We start from the raw sequence: 20,392 nt of genomic DNA, 5'->3' as shown, positions 1-20,392 counted from the left end.
AGGGGGACAGAAAGAAGGGGCCATCGCCGTGCTGAAGGGGCAATGGAGCCAAATGTGGAGCTAAGGAGATTCGAACTCCTGACCTCTTCGATGCGAACGAAGCGCTCTACCAACTGAGCTATAGCCCCCGGGCCACTCATTGGATCCGTGGCCGGTGTCCCTAGGCTATAAAGTTTCCCGCCGCTTTTCCAACCAGGACACGAACGTCTCGCGGCCCCACGCGTGGCCGGGTGCGAGGTTGAGGCCGGCGCGGAGGTAACGGCCCATGGCGCCCGGCAAGGGCAGCTCCACCACCCTGCCCCGCGCACCGGTCACGGATTTCCACATCACTGCCATCTCCCGCATGCCCAGCACCTCCGGGCCACCCACAGTGCGAATACGGTGGTCCTCCGAAGAGCCGGGTTCCAGGGCGGCCTCGAGTACAGCGGCCGCCGCATCCAACGGCGAGATCGGCTGGAAACGGGCACCTTTGAAGACCGGGATCAGACCCACTCCGGCACCGGCTTGGAACACTGCCACCGGCAGGCTGTGGAACTGGGTCGCACGGACCGCTACGGTTTCCAGCGGCGACTCCTGGTAAACGCGCTCCTTGGCGGATTTGGAAGCGTAGTAGGCCGCAGTGCTCCGCTCGCAGTTGATGATCGACAGCACCACGGCCTTGCGCACGCCTGCCCGGTCAGCTGCCTCCAGAAGCCGCACCCCGCCGTCGGCGAATCTCTTCCGGGCCTTGCCGAACTGACCCTCCAGGCAGTCGATCACGACGTCGGCACCCGCCACTGCGGCTTCCAGACCGGCGCCTGTGGTGACGTCGCCCGCAAAGTAGGTGGCGCCGTCGTGATGCTTTTCGGAACCGGCCTGCGGCGCGTGGCGGCTGAGGACGCTAACGGTGTGACCGGCGTCGAGCGCCAGGCGGACGACGTCACGGCCTACCTGGCCGGTTCCCCCGGCGACACAGAGGTTTGCCATGCTAGGCGCGGCGGCGCTGTAGGACGTCGTCGAGATTGCTGAGGGCGCTTTGGCCCTTGGCCCCTGCCACGCGTGCCTGTGCGGCGGCTGCGGCTTCGACTTGCTCGATGCCCTGCTTGAGCACCGGTTTGCCGACCGGCTTGGGAGCTTCAGGGAGGTCGAGGGGTTCGGGAGCAGGGCGGTTGGCCTTGGGCGCAGCTACGTAGGTCGGCTTGGGAACCTCCACAGGCTCCCAGCTGCTGCCCTTGGCATCCTGTGGAGATTCGGCAGAAGTATCACCGGCAGCGAGGGCCACAGCTAAAGCCGCCTGCCTGAGCTCCACCGCAGAAAGACGGGCGGCTTCACGGCTGCTTGCTTCGGCATCAAAGACGCTGGTTTCTTTCGCCTCGACCGGCTGCTGCTTCGGCAGGTAGCGGGCCGGCGTAGGGATGGGCGCCAACCGCGCCTCGCGGCGTGCCCGCCGCTCGCGCAGGTCGCGCAGCGCAAGCCGCCGCAGAGTGACCACGGCCACGGCTGCTCCAATGAAGGACACCAGCGGAAGCCAGAAGGAGCCGACCCGGAATACGAGCAGGATGGCGGACACCACCGCGGTCAGCAGCAAGGCCAGCCCGGACAAGGCCAAGGTCAGCCTGGCGTAGCGGATGGTGAAGGGGGTAGGAGCGGGCGTGACCACGGAGGGTCCAGGCATGCGGGATTCGAAGGTGGACGCCGGTGCTTTGCTGTGCATGGTCTCCATCGGTTTCTCCTGCCGCGGCGCCACCGTGAGGAGCACCCCTGCCTGCGTTTCGTCTGGTTCGTCGTCGAAGTGGTCTGCCGGCCCGGTGGCCGTTTGGACTTGCTGGCGCTTGCTCCGAAGAACATAGGGAGCCACCCACACCATCCAGAGCGCGACAGTGACCACAAGGATCACTGAGCTGCTGAGAGGGAAGTCCACATTCAAAACCGTAGAAGCAAATCATCAGGTGCAGCGGCATTGCCTGCGGTGTGTCGTGGGCGAGTCCCCAAATGATTGGAGTTATGACCCCAATGGGCCTATGACCTGCCCGTTCGTCCCCTCAGCCAGCCCTCCAGGAGGCCATGCGGAACTTCCTCCGCCGTGAGGGCGAAAGAGCGGTGGTCCGCCCACTCACCGTTGATGTGAAGGTAGCGCTCCCGATAACCCTCGTCCCGGAAGCCAAGCTTTTCGACAACCCGCAGGCTGGGACCGTTCTCCGGTCGGATGTTGATCTCCATGCGGTGCAGTCCAAGGGCCCGGAAGCAATGGTCCGTGGCCAGCGCCACGGCGGTGGGGGCAATACCCAACCCTGCCCGCTCCTTGTCCACCCAGTACCCGAGGGTGGCCATCATGGCCGAACCCCACAAAATGGAGGACACCGTGAGCTGCCCAACGATGCGTGGCTGAGGAAACCCGGGTGTCCATTCAGTAATGAGGAAGGGCAACGCGGTCGACTGCCTGGCCTGGGCGTTCAGGGACGCCACCATTTGCCGGTAACTGGGCAGGCGCCCACCCGGTGCAGGGTTGGACGCCTCCCAGGGAGCCAGCCATTCGCTGTTCCGCGAACGGACTTCAGTCCATTCCCGCTTGTCGCGGTAACGGATCGGCCGAAGTACAAGGTCTCCGCTTTCCAGCGTTACCGGCCAGATCGCAGAGCCGTACATCCTGAATTACTTAGGCAGGTCGGCCGTGAAAGTCGGCAGCCACTCGCGGAGCTCAGGGCCGAGATCTTCACGTTCGCTCGCCAGCTCGATGCAGGCCTTGAGGTAGCTGAGCTTGTCTCCGGTGTCGAAGCGGCGCCCACGGAACACGACACCGTACACGCCGTAGCCTTCGCCTTCACCGGCTGCCAGGACTTCAAGGGCGTCCGTCAGCTGGATCTCTCCCCCTCGGCCCGGCGCCGTCTTTTCCAGGACGTCGAACACGGCCGGGTGAAGGACGTAGCGGCCAATCACGGCAAGGTTGGACGGGGCTTCTTCCGGGGAAGGCTTCTCCACCAGCTGCTTGATGCGGACGTAGCCGTCCTCGCCGTTTTCCTCGACATCGGCGCAACCGTAGGCGCTGATCTTGGACGGTTCCACCTCGATGAGGGCCACTACCGATCCGCCGGTCTTCTGCTGGACGGCGATCATGTCGCTGAGCAGATCGTCCTTGGGGTCGATCAGGTCGTCACCCAGCAGGACCGCAAACGGTTCACGTCCCACATGCTGCTTGGCACGCAGCACCGCGTGGCCAAGGCCGTTGGGGTCGCCCTGGCGGACGTAGTGGATGTCGCCGAGGTTGGTTGCCTTCTGGATGGCCTCCAGCTTGGACGTATCCCCCTTCTCCGCGAGGGTGGCTTCCAGCGCGGGCACGCGGTCGAAGTGGTCCTCCAGCGCGCGCTTGCTGCGACCGGTGATCATCAGGACGTCGTGCAGGCCAACCTTGACCGCTTCCTCGACGACGTACTGGATGGCGGGCTTGTCAACCACGGGCAGCATTTCCTTGGGCATCGCCTTTGTGGCGGGCAGGAACCTGGTACCAAGACCCGCTGCAGGGATGACGGCCTTACGGACAGCATTGTTATCGAGAGTCACCGGACTAATGTAACGGAAGGAGCACACCAACGGGTAAACCCCCCGCCGAGCGGGTCGAACAAAATGCAGGGACCCCATCAGCGCCGATGTTGCTGCGTTGACCGGGGCCCGGACGGGATTGAGATGGCAACGAAGGAAGACATCCGCCGAAGCCGCCGGCTTCACCGGCGCACGCTCACACCGGAACAGATGGCCGCCGCCGGCGCTTCGATAGCCGGGCATGGCATGGCGTGGGCGGAGAAGCGGTCCAACGGCACGGAGGCTTCTTTTGCCATCTATGTCGGGGTGGCCCACGAGCCACCAACGCTGCCGCTCATTGCTTCCCTGTACGACGCCGGCCACCGGGTGCTGCTGCCCGTCTGCGAGGCGGGACGGCGGCTGAGCTGGGTCTACTGGACTCCGGACACCGCCTTCGTGCGGTCCGACTTCGCACCAATCGACGAACCCGAAGGCGAGCGCCTGGACAGCAGCGTGGCAGCGGGCGTGGCCGGCATCTTCATGCCGGCCACCGCGGTGGACAGGGACGGAAACCGCATTGGACAAGGTGGCGGCTACTACGACCGCCTCCTGCAGGGATTCGACGCTTCGGGCGGGCGTCCGCCCACCATTGCGGTGGTGTACGACGACGACCTGTTGCCTTCCGGTGCAATCCCCGCCGAAGAATTCGACCAGCCGGTCCCGGAAGCACTGACACCGTCCGGCATACACACCTTGGGCGCCTTGGGCGGCGGTGTGTGAGGTCCTGCACATTCCATGGCGGGTTGCGCCCCTTCAGATGCTAGAATTGGCACTCAGGCCCTGTGACTGCTAATGCGGGTTTTTCCGCAGAGCATCCATCAGGACCTGTACTTTGTTCTGAAGGAGGAATTCAGTGCCCACATATGCGTACGCCTGCAAAGACTGCGACCACGCGTTCGACATCGTCCAGTCCTTTTCTGACAGCTCCCTGACGGAGTGCCCGGAATGCCAGGGCTCGCTGCGCAAGAAGTTCAACAGCGTAGGCGTTGTCTTCAAGGGTTCAGGCTTCTACCGCACCGACTCACGCGACTCCAAGGGAAGTACGGTCTCTGCCGCTCCATCAGCTGCAGCACCGGCCGCTGCTCCGGCGCCTGCCGCCACCCCGGCACCCGCCGCAGCGGCAAGCTGACCGCATTATCCACATAAGGCAACCGGCCGCTGTTTAGCGGCCGGTTCCGGTGTTTAACGTGGCTGTATGCCACCAAAAACATCCGGATCCCTGATAGTCCGTCGTCCAACACCGTACGTCGGCGGAGCCTCCGTTACTTCCCCCCGGCCTTCCCGGTACACCAGTCGCAACCCGGCCCGCCGGCTCAGACTTGGATCCCTGGTTGCAAGGAACCGCCGCCTCACTGTTGCACTGCTGCTCTGCCTGGCCACCGGGATCGCCGTCCAGCAGCTCACCCCGGCATCGGAACAGCGCGTCAGCATTCTGGCAGCGGCCCGCGACCTCCCGGCAGGATCCAGCCTCACGGAAGCAGACTTCACTTCTGTCGGCGTCCCGCCCGACCTCGCCCTGGACGGAATGCTCCAGGACCCCGCATCCGTGGCCGGACGCCAGCTGGCATCACCCTTGTCCAAGGGCCAACTGCCCACCGAAGCAAACCTTCTGGGCCCCGGCCTCCTGACAGGAGCGCCCCCGGGGACGGCCGCCGTACCGCTCCGCATGGCGGATCCTTCATCCATCCAACTGCTCTCCCCCGGCCAGCTGGTCAACGTTGTCCTCACCGCTGCGGGATCGTATGACGAATCCAGGGACAACCGCATACTGGCAGCGTCCGTCCCGGTGCTCTGGACTTCCGCCCAAGGAGGCACGTCCGGGCAGTGGCTTGGGACCAGCGAAACCGAGGGTTTGGTTGTTGTCGCCGCGGACCCGGCGCAAGCAGAAAAGCTTGCCGGCGCGTCTACGCAAGGCAAGCTTTTCTTTGTGCTGGTGAACCCCTCATGAAGGGCGGCGTTCCCGGGAAGGGTCAGCCCCAATGAGGGGGCTTCTGCTCCTTCAGCCACTGGTCGTGATCGTAGCCTTCGTCGTCGTTCCAGCGCCGGGGATCGTCTTCGGAAGCCTTGTTTGGAAGGATGCCCCCGGAGGATGCCCGTGCCGACTTTTCGGGTATAGCCTCTTCAGCTGCTCCGGATCCGGTTTCCACCTCGGCTGCTGCATCCGCCGCCTGCTCCGCCGGTTCACTGTCCCCCTGCGTCGGATCCCCTGCAGGACCGTTTCCCTGGGCATGTTCCGCCCGGGCTACGTCTTCGCCGCCGGTTTCCTGATTGGTCATGCTTGGTTCTTTCCTGTCTTCCCCGATGCCGGGCCGGGGCGTCGACACGTCCTCCGCAGCCTGCTGACCGCGGGTGGGAGCGGCACTGCGGCCATAAGCCGAACTGCCGTCCGCGCCCAATTGTTCAACGTCCATGTCCAAGAAGCCAGTGTGGCTGGACGCTCCCGGGTGCGCCACATGGTTCTCAAGGCCAAGGTACGAGCCGATACGGTCCGCGCAGGACGACGGATCGGTGAAGACCTCAATGGTCCAGAGGGATATGTAGCGCCAGCCCATGCGCTCCAGGAGCTGGGGACGCAACCTGCTGCGTTCACGGACACTCATCCGCCGATACCGTTCGGTGCCGTCGGATTCGATGGCCACTGGAGTGGGGACCTCAGCGCCTTCCCGGCCAATGGTATGGACAGGGTCGGCAGCGGCAGCAATGTCCAGCACGCCATCGTAGAGGTGCCACACGCGGGCTCCCCTCGCCCGGAGCCGTTCGCCCAGGTCAGCAACCAGGGGGTCCTCGCCCAACGCCTGCTCGCTGGCTACGGCGCGGGACGCCGGGGTTCCCAGGTTGCTGTTTCCGGACAACTCACGGTCAAGCAGTTCGTAGAAGTCCACTGCGCCGTGGGACAAACGGTCCAGGTCAAGATCCTCGGGCCGGAAGCAGCTGAGCACGTGCATGGAGCGCCGGGCCCTGGTCATGGCCAACGCGAAGCGGTTGCGTCCGCCCTCCACCGACAATGGCCCGAACGAATGCAGCGCCCGGCCGTGGGGCGTCCGGCCGTAGCCGAGCGAGAAAATCACGTGGTCCCGAACCAGGCCCTGGGCGCGCTCCAGGTCCACTACCCGGAACGATTCGGGGCCGGCTCCAAAGAATCCGGACAGCGTGGGATGGTTGGGCAGTTGAAGCCGGATGGCCTCCCCGATGCGCGCTGCATGGCGGAGGCTGGCAGTGACCACGGCCAGGGACGTGCGGGGCCGCAGCCTCGCATGTTCGAAGACCAGGTCCACCACGCGGTTCACTTCTGCGGTGACCGATTCGACGCCCTCGTGGTCGGCGCCGGGCAAGCCGGTGCCGTCAGGAATGTACTCCACCAGGATCGAGCGGTCCAGCCCCGTCACGGAGCTGCCATCGGGCAACCGGCGCAGTCCGCCGTCGTAATAGTTCTTGCTGAGCTGCAGGATGAGGTCCTCATCCACCGCCCGGTAGACCCAGTTCAACTGCCAGGTAGGCAGCACCCGCGCCAAGGCGTTGAAGGCACTGTCCACTGTTTCGTGACTTGCCACTCCTGCTACTGGCGGCTCCACTGCGACGCTGAACGTCCGCGCACTGGCGATCCTGGCGTCGCCAAACGCCACCACCTGGCTTGCCCGTGCAATGGCCGGCAGCACCGCCTGGAGGGACGTCGATTCTGCATCGATGATGACAACGGCATCGAACTTCTGCTCCGCCGGAAGCACACCGGTAAGGAGATAAGGACTGACAGACCATACGGGCACCAGCAGCGGAACCAGGTCAGGAGCCTGGGCACTCAGTGCCGGAAGCGTGACGCGCCCGTCCTTGAGGAGGGCACGGAGCAGTTCCGCCTGGCGGGGATGCTCCACGATCCCTTGGCGCCATTTGCCGGCCAGCTGCCACCGCAGGCGCGCAGCACCGCTGGCAATGTGTGCTTGGTCGGCAAGGCGGAATTCAGCCTCCAGTCGCCGCAGGGAGTCGCCGTCGGACATGGCGAGGTAGTCATCGCCACTGATCATGGCTTCCAGGGCCGACTGCCACCACGCCAGGTCGAGTTCTGCCGCGACGGATCCCGCTGGCACCTCCCTCGCCGCAAGGTCGGCCAGCAACTCCCCGAGTCCGTGCTCCCGCATTTCCTCGATGAGGAGCGTGCGCTCGGGAAGGGTCTCAAGGGTCGCGGTGTCTGCCACAAGGCGCTCGAGCCGCTCCATCAATTCCTGATACGGCGTCGCGTGCAGGTCACCACCGGCAGCGGTGTGTTTGAGGGCTTCGCCGAGCCGGTGCAGTTCGCCGTCTATTTCCCGGTACAGGGCGCCCAGGTCCGCCAGCCCGGAGGGAACAGCCGGGTGCCTCTGCGTGGTGGCGTACTCCGCCCACAGGGCACGCTGTTCCTGGACCAGCGCCAGCGAGCTGTGGAGGTCGGCAATGTGAACGCCGGGCCGCACGTATTCCTTGGCAACGCGGCGAAGCCTGGAGCGCTGCATGGACGGCATCTCCAAGTTGCGCTCCCGCCGCCACGCAGAACTGGCCGTCGCGGAAATGAGGTCGTGCACGGGACGATCGAAGATATCGGGAGTGAACTTGTCCAGGCTTTCGCGCACGGCGATCAGCAGTTCAAGCTGTGCACCCCACTCCCTGAACGTCCCGCCCAGACGGATCTCCGCATGGTCCGACAACTGCTTCATCCGCTCGCGGAGTTCGGGGACTTTCTTCTCAGCCAGCCGGGCCAGCTCCTGGGCTTCCTCGGTCTCCTTGCGGTTGACCAAGCGGGCTCCGTACCAGGGACTGGACGTGGATGCCCTGCTGAAACTGCCCAGCTCCGCAGCGCGACGGAGCCTGCCTGCCAATTCCTCGCGGTCCTTGATGTTGTCCAGGACACTGCGCTTCAGGCGCACGGTGGTGGCAGGCGCAGGATGGATGGAGGTCAGTTCCGCCAGCGACTGCATGGCCTGGTAGGGCGAGCACCCCCAGCGTTCGCGGACGTTGTGCAGCGACGCCACATGGTCCATCAGGGCATGGCGGTGGCCGGTGAGTGTTTGGTGGAGATTACCCAGTTGCGGCTCGAGGGCTTTCTCATTGCGCATGATGGCGCGGACCAACTGGCCCTTCAGCTGCTGCGGTGTTGTACCGTTCCCCGGGCGGAAGAGCATGGAGTCAAGGCCGAGGGTCTCCAGATGGGCTGAGAGCCCGGCCAGACTTGATTGGCGCTCCCCCACCACCAAAACAGACTTGCCCTCGTTCACCAGCGTGCCAATGGCATTGATGGCTGTCTGGGTCTGGCCGCTGCCCGGCGGGGTGCTGACAACCAGCGAGTCGCCGGCACGCACGGCATCCACTACATACTGCTGGTCGGTGTCGGCGTCCAGCAGCAGGAGTTCGTCGGCGGGGTCGCGTTCGTCCAGGCCGGGAAAGCGGCCGGCCTTGATGGAGTCAGGCTCAATATCGCCGCCGGTTGCCGCCGTGGCCAAGGCGGACACAATCTTGTTATTCGCATTGATCCACGGGTCATCGAGGTTGCCGGAAAGGTCTGCCAGCGTGGTAACCAGCAGGTTGAACTCAACCTCGGCGCCATGGATGGGCTGGACGAGCGTAGCAAGGCGGTCGAGGACGGGCTGGGGATCCAGGCGGGCCGTGTTGTAGGCCATGCGGGCAACTGCGTTGACGTCGAAGACGATCCCGTGCACCGTCTTCAGGTGCCGTACAAGGGCCGGGTTGATCCGGGCCTGCTCGGTGAGCTGCAGCTCAAAGTCGTCCTCACCCGGGCGGACAGTCAAGGCAATGGACGTCAACATCACAGGGGCGGAAACCCGCTGCGGCTTGCCGCCAACAGCCGACGTCCACACTACGGTGCCAGCGGTCAGATAACCGGCATCGATGCCCCGGTCATTGCTGAGCTCGAAAATCTTGGAGCGGATATTCCGGGCGGCACGGGCAGCTACGAGGTACTGTTGGCGGTCCCTGATGAGCGTCGACAGGCGCGTCCTGCGTCCCGCGAGCAACTGCGCCAACCCGGACGGGTGCGCATTGCTGAGATCAATGGCGCCTTCGGGCGTCTTGACGAAACGCAGCATCGTGTCCGCACCAGTGACGGGCTTGAGACCGGCGAGCCATTTCCGCAGCTCTTCCGAGCCCTCTTCCTGGCTTTGACCTACTGACACAACTGCTGCCTTCTTTTCTGTACTAGCTTTAGACGCCTTGGACCATACCGGCATACTTTCGAGGGTAGCTGGAATACCCGTGCTCCCCGCTCCGCAACACTGCGCCGAGGCGAAATTAGCCGCCATTTCCGGTCAAACGCACAGTGGCCGGCCTCCCGAAGGAGACCGGCCACTCACACTGCTATTCCCACTCGATGGTTCCCGGCGGCTTGCTGGTGACGTCCAGTACCACGCGGTTCACACCGTCCACCTCGTTGGTGATCCGGTTGGAAATCCGGGCCAGGAGGTCATACGGCAAACGTGACCAGTCCGCCGTCATGGCGTCCTCGGAAGACACCGGACGCAGGACGATCGGGTGGCCGTAGGTGCGGCCATCACCTTGGACACCAACGCTGCGCACATCCGCGAGCAGGACCACGGGCATCTGCCACACATCGTTGTCCAGGCCGGCGGCGGTGAGTTCAGCACGGGCAATGGCGTCGGCCTTGCGGAGCAGGTCCAGGCGGTCCTTGGTGACTTCGCCGACGATGCGGATACCCAGGCCAGGGCCAGGGAACGGCTGGCGGCCCACGATCTCCTGCGGCAGGCCAAGCTGCGCGCCCACTGCGCGGACCTCATCCTTGAACAACGCTCGGAGCGGCTCGACGAGTTCGAACTGCAGGTCCTCGGGAAGACCACCGACGTTGTGGTGGCTCTTGATGTTGGCTGCGCCTTCGCCACCGCCGGACTCGACAACGTCCGGGTAAAGGGTTCCCTGGACCAGGAACTTGATCTTCTCCCCTTCGGCCGCTGCCTGGGCGATGATGGCCCGTTCGGCTTCCTCGAAGGCACGGATGAATTCGCGTCCAATGATCTTGCGCTTGGTCTCGGGGTCGGAGACACCGGCCAAGGCGGAAAGGAAGCGCTCCTGCTCGTTCGCGACGTAGAGGTTCACGCCGGTGGCGGCTACGAAGTCCCGTTCCACCTGCTCTGCTTCACCTTCACGGAGGAGCCCGTGATCCACGAAGACACAGGTCAGCTGGTCGCCCACGGCCCGCTGCACCAGTGCAGCTGCCACGGCCGAATCAACGCCGCCCGAGAGGCCGCAGATGACCCGGGAATCGCCGATCTGCTGGCGGATGCGTTCCACCTGCTCTTCGAGGATGTTGCCCGTGGTCCAGTTGGGGCTCAGGCCCGCACCCTTGAACAGGAAGTTTTCCAGCACGTGCTGCCCGAGGACGGAGTGCTTGACCTCGGGGTGCCACTGCACACCGTAAAGGCGCTTTTCTTCGTTGGCGAAAGCTGCGACCGGCGCACCTGCCGTGGTGGCCAGTACTTCGAAGCCTTCAGGTGCCTCGTGCACGGAGTCGCCGTGGCTCATCCACGTGTTCTGGGTGGCGGGGACGCCATCCAGGATGGAGCGGGCGTCGCCTACCAGGAGTGCTTCGGTTGCCCCGTACTCCCGCAGGCCGGTCCGGGCTACCTTGCCGCCCAGCGCATTGGCCATGGCCTGGAAGCCATAGCAGATGCCGAACACCGGCACACCGGCTTCGAAGAGGTCCGCTCCGACGTTGGGGGCACCGTCAGCGTAAACGCTGGAGGGTCCGCCGGAAAGGATGATGGCTGCCGGGTTCTTGGCCAGAAGCTGCTCGGTGGTGAAGGTGTGCGGAACAATTTCCGAATACACATTGGCTTCGCGGACGCGGCGTGCAATCAGCTGCGCGTACTGGGCACCGTAGTCAACAACCAGCACCGGCTTCTGGGAAGTTTGGGGTGCGGTGGGAGTAGTCACCAGACAAGACTACTTGGCCGGACCACCCCGGTGCACGTTGGCGGAGGCGGTCCATGGCCATTTCGGGGCCCGCCGTTAGGCATCTCACATCCAATGGACTCCTGGGCCGGCCGGTCAGGTGTCAGTAGCGCTTGGATGCCTGGGGGTTGGCCGCCAGTTCTGCCTCAACCTGTGCGTGGAATTTCTTCTCCACAATGAAGGACAGGAGAGGAACAACACCGCCCAGGGCCAGCAGGACGAGCTTGGAGAAGGGCCAGCGCATCAGGGACCACAGGCGGAAGTTGGAGACCAGGTACACCACGTACATCCAGCCATGCACGATCAGCACGGTGGTGGAGATGTTGAATCCGCCAATCACGCCCTTGGGCTCGGAAGAGGCGAACCCGAAACCGAACGGCTGGCCGGTGGCAGCGTTGGTTCCCCCTGCAAACAGGGAAACACCAAAGCCGTAGCGGGCAATAAGTTCAGCGCACAGGAGCAGGAGCATGGCACCGGTCAGGTAGGCCATGACCTTGTAGAACTTCAACGCCGAACGGATCTGGGCTTCGGTCCCCCCGAACCTGCGCTTCTTTGGCTTGGGTCCGGACTGTTCGGGCTGGATGGCCGGTTTGGGCTCAATCATTGCTGCACCTTTTGTTCTGGCTCAGGGCTTGCTGGGTTTTCAGGAGTGTCAGGGTGGACGTCGTCGTCGTACTCGTCGTCATCCTCTTCGAGGTCCCGGCGGTGGTCGTCGGCCACCATCCGCCACCAGATGTAGAGCGCGAAGCCTGCAAAGACAACCCACTCCACCGAGTAGAAGAGGTTCAACCAGTTGATTTGCTGCGCGGGCGGTTGGGCGGGGACATTGAGGGGCTTCACCGCGTCGTCGAGCGGTACAGTGGCGCCGCCGGCCGCTTCGGAGGTCGCGGCGATGAAGCCGGGGTAGCTGGAAACTTCCCACTTGTTGATCAGTTCGGCAACGGCCACGGCCGACGCGCGGCCTTCACCGGCGTCGACGTTGGGCAGGGGCGCTTCGGACGGCAGCAGTCGACCGGTCACCGTAAGGGTGCCCGACGGCGGCGGGCCGGCTTGGGCGGGTTGGGCGACCCAGCCCCGTGCCACGGGGATCCAGGTTTGCGGCGACGCTGCAGCACCGGTGATGGTGGGCGCGTTCTCGACCGCAAAGGCGGAAACGATCCAGTAGCCCTTGTGGCCGTCGTGCAGGCGGCCTTCGACGAGGACCTGTTTGGCCGGGTCATAACTGCCGGTCGCGCTGACCATCTGGTCCGAAACAGACCCGGGAAAGAACTGGCCGGGCTGGAGTACGTCCACCAGCGGCTTGACTTCTTCGAGGCTGGAGGGCGCGGGAGGCTCATGCTGGGTGGACCGGCTGAGTTGCCACTGGCTGAGCAGCACAAACACCCCGGACAGGACCAGCGCAAAGACAAGTCCTGCGATCCAGCGGGGTTTCAACGCGGTTTTCAGCACCTGTTAACCGTACTTCGTCCGGCTGTAGAACAACGAACCGGGGGCCGGATTGCCGGCCACCGGCGGGCAATCAGTGGTCGAAGAAAACCAGGCTGGAGTTGATGAGCTCCGAGATGACTTCCGGGTCGTGGGCACGGCGCAGAGATTCCCTGAACGACTCCTTGGACAGCGACCGGGCCAGGGTCGCAAGGACTTCCAGGTGGTCCGAAAAGGAACTTGCCGGGGTTGCGATGAGCAGGATGACCGTGGCCGGTCCGTCGCTGGCTCCGAAGTCCAGGGCATGGCCGAACTTGGTCACTCCCACGGCGATCGAAATCCGGTCCACGTATTCACTGCGCGCATGGGGCAGGCCAATCCCACCGGGCAGGCCGGTGGCCAATTGGTGCTCGCGTGAGTGGACCTGTTCCAGGAAGCCCTCCAGGTTGGAGATACGCCCCGCGGCGTGGAGCCGTCCGGCCAGTTGCGCCGCAGCGTCGATCTTGTCCCCGGCCTCGAGTTCCAGAATGACCATGTCCGGCGTGGTCAGTTCCGCGTCATACCGGTCAAGTGGTTCAGCCACGTGTTGTCCCTCCAGTGCGGCCTTCCGGCGCACGGTTCCTGTAGTGCTTGCGAAGAAGGCCTCGTGAAGCTCAGCGAAGGGGCATGATGTCATCTACTCCCATGCGCGCGGCGTCTGCCGACTCGTCGTCGGGCTGTTGCTGGCTTAGCCGTTCAGCTTCCACCCTCGCCAGGTAGTGCCGTACTTCGCTTTCCCTTTGGGTCTCGCTCCAGCCAAGGATCCCACCCATCAGCTTAGCTACTACGGGCACCGCCGACACACCCCGGTCCCATGCCTCGATGGAAATCCGGGTACGCCGGGTCAGTACGTCATGGACGTGGCGTGCGCCCTCGTGTGTGGTGGCATAAACCACCTCGGCTGCCAGGTAGTCGTCCGCACCGGGCAGGGGTTCGGCGAGCTCAGGGCGTTCTTTGATGAGGTCCAGGACTTCCGAGGCCATGGATCCGAAGCGGTTGAGCAGATGCTCCACCCTCGCCACGTGGACCCCGGCCTCCTCCGCCGACCGGGCTCGACAGTTCCAGGCCGCCTTGAAACCCTCGGCCCCGAGCAGCGGAATGGTTTCGGTGCAGCTGGGCGGCACCCGCTCGTCCATGGCGCGGGTAGCCTCATCCACAGCGTCCTTGGCCATCACCCGGTACGTGGTGTACTTACCGCCGGCCACCACTACCAGCCCAGGCACGGGGTGAGCCACCACGTGTTCCCGGGACAGTTTGGCCGTGGAGTCATTGTCCCCGGCCAGGAGGGGGCGGAGTCCGGCGTAGACGCCTTCCACGTCCTCACGGGTCAGGGGGCGCTTGAGGACCCGGTTGACGTGTTCAAGGACGTAGTCGATGTCCTTGCTGGACGCCGCAGGGTGGGCCTTGTCCAGCTTCCAGTCGGTATCCGTGGTTCCGATGATCCAGTGCCGGCCCCACGGAATGACGAACAGCACGGACTTCTCCGTGCGGAGGATCAGCCCGACCGTGGACTGGAAACGGTCCCGGGGCACTACCAGGTGGATGCCTTTTGACGCCCGGACTTTGAGCTGTCCGCGGTCCGTCACCATGGCCTGGGTTTCATCGGTCCAGACGCCCGTGGCGTTGACCACCTGCTTGGCGCGGACCTCAAAGACGCTGCCGTCCTCCTGGTTTTCCAGCTTGGCCCCCACCACACGCTCACCCTCGCGGAGGAAATCTACAACCCGCACGCGGTTTGCCGCATGGGCGCCGTAGTGGGCGGCTGTCCTGACGACGTTGACCACCAACCTGGCGTCATCCACCTGGGCGTCGTAGTACCGGATGGAGCCGACGAACGCATCGTCCTTCAGGCTCGGTGCGGCGCGCAGGGTTCCGCGTTTGAAGAGGTGTTTGTGCATGGGCACGCCCCGGCTGTGCCCGGACGTGATGCCCAGCGTGTCGTACAGCATGATGCCGGCGCCTACGTAGGGCCGTTCCCAGATCCTGCGGGTCAGCGGGTACAGGAACGGTACGGGCCGGACCAGATGCGGTGCGATGGTCTGGATCAGGAGTCCGCGTTCCTGCAGCGCTTCCTGGACGAGGCCGAAGTCCAGCATCTCCAGGTAGCGCAGGCCACCGTGGATGAGTTTGGAGGATCGCGACGATGTCCCCGACGCCCAGTCCCGGGCCTCGACGATGCCCACCGTCAAGCCGCGGGTCACGGCATCAAGAGCGGCACCGGCGCCTACGACGCCCCCACCGACAATCAGGATGTCCAGTTCCTTGCCTGCCTGGGCAGTGGCTTTCAGCGCCTCAATGGATGCGGCACGGGACTCGGGGCTTAGGGCTCCCGCAGGATTCACCTGGGAACCGCCTGCGATATTGCTCATCGGACTCCTCCTCAAACGCAACAGCTGGTAGTCCACTACCCTACTGGCTGGTCGCCGCCCGCGGCAGTGCCCGTTTCCCCCCAGCCCCACAGATCCGCGGATCGTCAGAGAGGACCGAACGCCTTGCCGCCCTTGCTGTCCTCCACGTCAGGGCCAAGTGCTCCGGGTATCCGCGCAGTTGAGGATCCGTCCCGATGCCTAGCGATGGGGAGAACTTCCCGGGCAAGTGGAAAACGCCCCTGCCGGACCGGAAAAGATCCGGGACAGCAGGGGCGTCTTGGGCCAAGGATTCAGTTGCCTTCGTAGGGCGAAACCACGACATCCACGCGCTGGAACTCCTTGAGGTCCGAGTAGCCGGTAGTGGCCATCGAACGGCGGAGGGCGCCGATGAGGTTGGACGTTCCGTCGGTGTGGTGGCCCGGGCCATGAAGGACCTCCTCCAGTGGCCCAACGGTGCCCACGTTGACGCGGTCGCCGCGGGGTGACTCGAGGTGGTGCGCCTCGGGACCCCAGTGCCAGCCACGGCCGGGAGCTTCTTCTGCCCGGGCCAGGGCACTGCCGAGCATGACGGCGTCTGCACCCATGGCGATCGCTTTGACGATGTCGCCCGAGCTGCCCATGCCGCCGTCGGCAATGACATGGACGTAGCGTCCGCCGGATTCATCCATGTAGTCGCGGCGCGCGGCGGCGACGTCCGAGATAGCGGATGCCATGGGCGAGTGGATGCCCAGGGCGCGGCGGGTGGTGGTCGTGGCGCCGCCGCCGAAGCCGACCAGGACGCCGGCCGCGCCGGTCCGCATCAGGTGCAGGGCGGGGGTGTATCCGGCCGCGCCACCGACGATGACGGGAACATCGAGCTCGTAGATGAACTGCTTGAGGTTGAGTGGCTCGTGGTTCTTGGAGACGTGCTCGGCGGAGACTGTTGTGCCGCGGATTACAAAGATATCGACGCCTGCAGCCACCACGGTCTTGTAGTGTTCCTGGGTGCGCTGCGGGGTAAGGGAACCTGCCACGGTCACGCCTGCGGCGCGGATCTCGGCCAGGCGGGAGCTGATGAGTTCCGGCTGGACGGGTGCCTGGTACAGGTCCTGCATCCGGCGGGTGACGGCGGGACTGCTGGTTTCGTCTGCCAGTCCGGCGATCTCGTCCAGGACCTTTTGCGGGTTCTCGTACCGGGTCCAGAGGCCCTCGAGATCAAGCACGCCAAGACCGCCCAAGCGGCCCAGGGCAATCGCGGTATCCGGAGACATCACCGAGTCCATGGGAGCCGCAATGACAGGCATATCGAACTTGTACGCGTCGATCTGCCAAGAGACAGAGACGTCCTTCGGGTCACGCGTCCGGCGATTCGGAACGATCGCGATGTCATCCAGGGAGTAGGCACGACGCCCACGCTTGCCACGGCCAATCTCAATCTCGTAAGTCACTGCTTGAGTTTATCCCACCGGCACCACCCTCCCGGTCTGTCCCCGGCCGTGCTACGGGGCGTTCCGCGAGGTCTCCTCCGCGCCCAGCTGGGATTCAAACATCCGGTAATAACGGCCCCGGAGTGCGACCAGCTCCTTGTGGGTGCCCTGCTCTGCGATCCGCCCATCCTCCAGCATGTAGATGATGTCCGCTTTCTCGATGGTTGCCAGGCGGTGGCTGATGGCGATGATCGTGCTGCTCCGGTCAGCGAAGAGACGGGTGAAGATGCGGTGCTCGGCCAGGGCGTCGATGGCCGAGGTGGGCTCGTCCATGACCATGAACGAAGCATCGCGGTAGAAGTTCCGGGCCATGGCCAGCCGCTGCCATTGGCCTCCGGACAGCCCGCTTCCCTTCCGGCCGCGCGGGTCTTCCATCCAGTTGCTGACATGGTTTTCCAAGCCGTTGGGCAGCTTGTTGATGAACTCCATGGCCTCGGCATCGGCCGCTGCGCGCCGGACCCGGGCGTCGTCCCGCTCCTGGGCCACGTCACCCAGGTAGATGTTCTCCGCGGCTGTGGCGAACTCGTACTTGAGGAATTCCTGGCTCAGCACAGCGAGGTGCCGGTGCCAGCTGGTGACATCGATCCCTGCGAGGTCTGCGCCGTCCAGCAACACCTGGCCCGAATCCGGCCGGTACAGACCGGCGAGGATGCGGATCAACGTGGATTTGCCGGCCCCGTTCTCGCCCACGATCGCGATGTGTTGTCCCGCGGTGATGGTCATCGAGATGCCCTTGATGACCTCGATGTCGCTGCCGGTGTAGCTGAAGCGGATGTTCCGCAGTTCAACCGTTGACGGAGCCTTGGCCAGGGGCGGTTCATGGCCTGTGGGCACCGGAAGCGCCATGAACAGCTCGTAGTCCTTGAGGTTGGCGAGGTCCTCGTCAATGGAGCTGAGGGAGGACACGAGGTTGTTGGCGGTGGACAACGCCCTGCTGACGATCTGCTGGACGTATAGGAACTGGCCTACGGGCTGGGCCCGCGCAATGATCTGGCCCACGACCCAGATCAGCGATACTACCTCGGCGCCGTATTGCAGGGCGTCTGCTGCGAGTTGCTTGGGAATGTAGCGCTTTTGGAAGTCAAGCCGCCGCCGTTCATCGGCATCCCGGAGCCGGGAGCGCAGGTCCATGAGGTAGCCGACGATTCCGTAGAGGCGCATCTCGGCGATGTGTTGGGGGCGGAGGAGGTTCTGCTCGATCATCCGCCGTTGGCGGCGCGAATCCACCTGCGTGTTCCAATGGGCGATCTGTTCCCTGGAAAGCTTGAACTGCAGGTAGACGCTGGGGACAATCGCAATGAGCACAATGACCGCGATCCACCAGCTGACCAACAGCAGTGCACCCACGGCGAGGACGACCGAGACGAGTTGCGTGAAGATGGCGGCGATCCGGTCCAGGACCCGGGCGTAGGAGTCGGAAAACCGCTTGGCGCGGTCGTAGAGGTCCACCGTTTCCTTGTCGTCATAGCGCCAGAACTCCAGGGCCAGGAACCTCTGGTACATCATGTCGCCCACGATTGCGCCGACTTTGAAGCTCATGAGCTGCTGGATGTAGCGGTCCACGCTGGTAAACCCACCCCAAAAGAGCCCTAAAGCGGCCGTGATGACCACGTACAGGATGGCGCGGGGACCGGCCCCCGGGTCTCCCGCGTAGCCGGCGGCAAGTTCCGTGGTGGTCAGGGCCGCAAAGTAGGTGGTCACCAGCGGAAGGGTGGCCGAAATCAGGGAACCGGCCACCTTCATGATGACTGCCGCGGGCGAGGCCTTGAAACTCACCTTGAGGACCTGCCCGACGGCGCGTGCATACGGGCGGAGCGCCAGCTTGCGGGGCGGTGCCTTGGTCACCCGGACTGACTCGGGGTGCCGCGGCTGGGCTGGCTTTTCGGACATGTCCCCAGCCTATTCCCCGGCACCGACATTATGGCCTGCGCAGGTTGAGGAGTGCGGGGCGCAGAAAAAAGCAGACGGCCCGTGGACATGCCACGGACCGTCTGCCGGAAAACGTCAGCGCGAGTTGTAGTTGGGCGCTTCGACCGTCATCTGGATGTCGTGCGGATGCGATTCCTTGAGCCCGGCCGGGGTGATGCGGACGAACTTGCCGCGTGCCTTGAGCTCACCGATGGTGGGTGCGCCCGTGTAGAACATGGTCTGGCGGAGGCCGCCCACCAGCTGGTAGGCCACGGAGGCCAGCGGGCCGCGGTAGGCCACCCGGCCTTCGATGCCCTCCGGGATGAGCTTGTCATCACCGGACACGTCGGCCTGGAAGTAACGGTCCTTGGAATAGGACGTGTTCTTGCCACGGGACTGCATGGCGCCCAGGGATCCCATGCCGCGGTAGCTCTTGAACTGTTTGCCGTTGACGAAGATCAGGTCGCCCGGGGATTCTTCGCAACCTGCCAGCAGGGAGCCAAGCATCACGGTATCCGCGCCTGCCACCAGCGCCTTGCCGATGTCGCCCGAGTACTGCAGGCCGCCGTCGGCGATCAGCGGGACGCCGGCCGGAATGGCAGCCTTGGCGGATTCGTAGATGGCCGTGATCTGCGGAACGCCCACACCGGCCACCACGCGGGTGGTGCAGATGGAACCGGGTCCGACGCCCACCTTGATGCCGTCGGCGCCGGCGTCGATCAACGCCTGTGCACCCTCGCGGGTGGCGGCCTGGCCGCCGATGATGTCCACGTGGGCAGCCACGGGATCGGACTTAAGGCGGGAGATCATGTCCAGCACACCCTGCGAGTGGCCGTTGGCGGTGTCGACGAAAAGGGCATCCACGCCGGCGTCGATCAGCTTCATGGCGCGTTCCCAGCCGTCACCGAAGAAGCCGATGGCAGCACCGACGCGCAGGCGGCCTTCCTCGTCCTTGGTGGCCAGCGGGTACTGCTCAGCCTTGGTGAAGTCCTTGGTGGTGATCAGGCCCTTGAGGCGGCCCTGGTCATCCACCAGCGGGAGCTTCTCGATCTTGTTGGTGGCCAGCTTGTGCGAGGCTTCTTCGCGGCTGATGCCCACGTGGCCGGTAACCAGCGGCATTTTGGTCATGGCATCGCTGACCCGGCGGGTTGGGAACTCCGACTCCGGAATGAAGCGGGTGTCGCGGTTGGTGACAATACCCAGCAGGCGGCCATCGGGATCCACCACAGGAAGCCCGGATACGCGGTAGCGGGAACACAGCTCGTCGAGTTCCTGCAGCGTGGCTTCCGGGTTGATCGTCAGCGGGTTGGTGATCATGCCCGATTCGCTGCGCTTGACGCGGTCCACGTGCTCGGCCTGGTCGTCAATGGAAAGGTTGCGGTGCACCACGCCCAAGCCACCCTGGCGTGCCATGGCGATGGCCATGCGGGACTCGGTGACGGTATCCATGGCCGCGGACAGCAGCGGGGTCTGGACCGTGATGCGCTTGGAGATGCGGGAAGAAGTGTCGGCTTCCGACGGAATAACGTCCGTGTGGCCGGGAAGCAGCAGGACGTCGTCGTAGGTCAGGCCTACGAAGCCAAAGGGATCGTGTTCGGGCTGGGTCATGAGTGCGCCTCTTACCTGGGTTTTGCGGGCTGTAGCTGGTAGGGGTTGCAACTGATGACCAGCCCGTCATTACGG

16 protein-coding genes and 1 tRNA gene are annotated in these 20,392 nt (G+C 64.7%); 3 read left to right on the top strand and 14 right to left on the bottom strand.

The window, feature by feature from the left end:
• Positions 1–55: 55 nt before the first annotated feature.
• From ACSVIE_RS03815 to galU, 5 genes are all read right to left on the bottom strand, one after another.
• Positions 56–128, bottom strand: a tRNA-Ala gene (locus ACSVIE_RS03815).
• Positions 129–165: 37 nt separating this feature from the next.
• Positions 166–966: an SDR family oxidoreductase gene (locus ACSVIE_RS03810; RefSeq protein WP_442423048.1), complete on the bottom strand. Its 801-nt coding sequence runs from the start codon at positions 964–966 to the stop codon at positions 166–168.
• A 1-nt stretch (position 967) separates the two neighbouring features.
• Entirely contained in the window at positions 968–1,867 is a 900-nt protein-coding gene (locus tag ACSVIE_RS03805) for a hypothetical protein (RefSeq protein ID WP_442423072.1), read from the bottom strand.
• 131 nt (positions 1,868–1,998) lie between these two features.
• Positions 1,999–2,625 carry a GNAT family N-acetyltransferase gene (locus ACSVIE_RS03800; RefSeq protein WP_426003539.1) on the bottom strand — a complete coding sequence of 209 codons (627 nt, stop codon included), beginning with the start codon at positions 2,623–2,625 and terminating at the stop codon, positions 1,999–2,001.
• 6 nt (positions 2,626–2,631) lie between these two features.
• The gene (galU, locus tag ACSVIE_RS03795; protein ID WP_426003540.1) at positions 2,632–3,537 is read right to left on the bottom strand and encodes a UTP--glucose-1-phosphate uridylyltransferase GalU; all 906 of its coding nucleotides are present in this window, start codon (positions 3,535–3,537) and stop codon (positions 2,632–2,634) included.
• 123 nt (positions 3,538–3,660) lie between these two features.
• Between galU and ACSVIE_RS03790 the strand changes: the two genes are divergently transcribed.
• From ACSVIE_RS03790 to cpaB, 3 genes are all read left to right on the top strand, one after another.
• Positions 3,661–4,275, top strand: a complete 615-nt coding sequence (locus ACSVIE_RS03790) for a 5-formyltetrahydrofolate cyclo-ligase (RefSeq protein ID WP_426003542.1) — start codon at positions 3,661–3,663, stop codon at positions 4,273–4,275.
• Between the two features lie 133 nt (positions 4,276–4,408).
• Positions 4,409–4,684 carry an FmdB family zinc ribbon protein gene (locus tag ACSVIE_RS03785; RefSeq protein WP_426003543.1) on the top strand — a complete coding sequence of 92 codons (276 nt, stop codon included), beginning with the start codon at positions 4,409–4,411 and terminating at the stop codon, positions 4,682–4,684.
• 66 nt (positions 4,685–4,750) lie between these two features.
• Positions 4,751–5,503 carry a Flp pilus assembly protein CpaB gene (gene cpaB / locus ACSVIE_RS03780; protein ID WP_442423047.1) on the top strand — a complete coding sequence of 251 codons (753 nt, stop codon included), beginning with the start codon at positions 4,751–4,753 and terminating at the stop codon, positions 5,501–5,503.
• A gap of 22 nt (positions 5,504–5,525) precedes the next feature.
• On the opposite strand, the gene ACSVIE_RS03775 is transcribed toward cpaB, so the two are convergent.
• From ACSVIE_RS03775 to guaB, 9 genes are all read right to left on the bottom strand, one after another.
• Positions 5,526–9,767 (bottom strand): DUF4011 domain-containing protein, encoded by a 4,242-nt coding sequence (locus ACSVIE_RS03775; RefSeq protein ID WP_442423046.1) that lies wholly within the window; start codon positions 9,765–9,767, stop codon positions 5,526–5,528.
• A gap of 127 nt (positions 9,768–9,894) precedes the next feature.
• Entirely contained in the window at positions 9,895–11,484 is a 1,590-nt protein-coding gene (gene guaA, locus ACSVIE_RS03770) for a glutamine-hydrolyzing GMP synthase (RefSeq protein ID WP_426003548.1), read from the bottom strand.
• Between the two features lie 121 nt (positions 11,485–11,605).
• Positions 11,606–12,106 (bottom strand): DUF3817 domain-containing protein, encoded by a 501-nt coding sequence (locus ACSVIE_RS03765; RefSeq protein WP_426003549.1) that lies wholly within the window; start codon positions 12,104–12,106, stop codon positions 11,606–11,608.
• Complete coding sequence (locus ACSVIE_RS03760; RefSeq protein WP_442423045.1) at positions 12,103–12,951, bottom strand: SURF1 family protein; 849 nt, start codon at positions 12,949–12,951, stop codon at positions 12,103–12,105. The genes ACSVIE_RS03765 and ACSVIE_RS03760 overlap by 4 nt, the downstream gene beginning before the upstream one ends.
• 70 nt (positions 12,952–13,021) lie before the next feature.
• Positions 13,022–13,510, bottom strand: coding sequence for a PTS sugar transporter subunit IIA (locus ACSVIE_RS03755; protein ID WP_426003551.1), 489 nt, complete (start codon positions 13,508–13,510; stop codon positions 13,022–13,024).
• 70 nt (positions 13,511–13,580) lie between these two features.
• Complete coding sequence (locus tag ACSVIE_RS03750) at positions 13,581–15,335, bottom strand: glycerol-3-phosphate dehydrogenase/oxidase (protein WP_442423044.1); 1,755 nt, start codon at positions 15,333–15,335, stop codon at positions 13,581–13,583.
• A 290-nt stretch (positions 15,336–15,625) separates the two neighbouring features.
• Positions 15,626–16,762: a GuaB3 family IMP dehydrogenase-related protein gene (locus tag ACSVIE_RS03745; protein ID WP_442423043.1), complete on the bottom strand. Its 1,137-nt coding sequence runs from the start codon at positions 16,760–16,762 to the stop codon at positions 15,626–15,628.
• A 51-nt stretch (positions 16,763–16,813) separates the two neighbouring features.
• Positions 16,814–18,691, bottom strand: coding sequence for an ABC transporter ATP-binding protein (locus ACSVIE_RS03740; protein WP_442423042.1), 1,878 nt, complete (start codon positions 18,689–18,691; stop codon positions 16,814–16,816).
• Between the two features lie 114 nt (positions 18,692–18,805).
• A complete protein-coding gene (gene guaB, locus ACSVIE_RS03735) occupies positions 18,806–20,317 on the bottom strand; it encodes an IMP dehydrogenase (protein WP_426003556.1) in 1,512 nt (503 codons plus the stop codon).
• Between the last annotated feature and the right edge of the window lie 75 nt (positions 20,318–20,392).

This window comes from Paenarthrobacter sp. NCHU4564 (genome assembly GCF_052156435.1).
Lineage (GTDB): Bacteria > Actinomycetota > Actinomycetes > Actinomycetales > Micrococcaceae > Arthrobacter.
The sequence above is the reverse complement of the archived record's forward strand: the minus strand, read 5'-3'. Positions and strand labels throughout refer to the sequence as shown.

What these genes read in the sequence shown, in the direction of transcription:
- cpaB (WP_442423047.1), top strand. Translation starts at nt 4,751, where the DNA reads ATGCCACCAAAAACATCCGGATCCCTGATAGTCCGTCGTCCAACACCG.
- ACSVIE_RS03810 (WP_442423048.1), bottom strand. Translation starts at nt 966, where the DNA reads ATGGCAAACCTCTGTGTCGCCGGGGGAACCGGCCAGGTAGGCCGTGAC.
- guaB (WP_426003556.1), bottom strand. Translation starts at nt 20,317, where the DNA reads ATGACCCAGCCCGAACACGATCCCTTTGGCTTCGTAGGCCTGACCTAC.
- ACSVIE_RS03790 (WP_426003542.1), top strand. Translation starts at nt 3,661, where the DNA reads ATGGCAACGAAGGAAGACATCCGCCGAAGCCGCCGGCTTCACCGGCGC.
- ACSVIE_RS03775 (WP_442423046.1), bottom strand. Translation starts at nt 9,767, where the DNA reads ATGCCGGTATGGTCCAAGGCGTCTAAAGCTAGTACAGAAAAGAAGGCA.
- ACSVIE_RS03765 (WP_426003549.1), bottom strand. Translation starts at nt 12,106, where the DNA reads ATGATTGAGCCCAAACCGGCCATCCAGCCCGAACAGTCCGGACCCAAG.
- ACSVIE_RS03800 (WP_426003539.1), bottom strand. Translation starts at nt 2,625, where the DNA reads ATGTACGGCTCTGCGATCTGGCCGGTAACGCTGGAAAGCGGAGACCTT.
- ACSVIE_RS03750 (WP_442423044.1), bottom strand. Translation starts at nt 15,335, where the DNA reads ATGAGCAATATCGCAGGCGGTTCCCAGGTGAATCCTGCGGGAGCCCTA.
- ACSVIE_RS03740 (WP_442423042.1), bottom strand. Translation starts at nt 18,691, where the DNA reads ATGTCCGAAAAGCCAGCCCAGCCGCGGCACCCCGAGTCAGTCCGGGTG.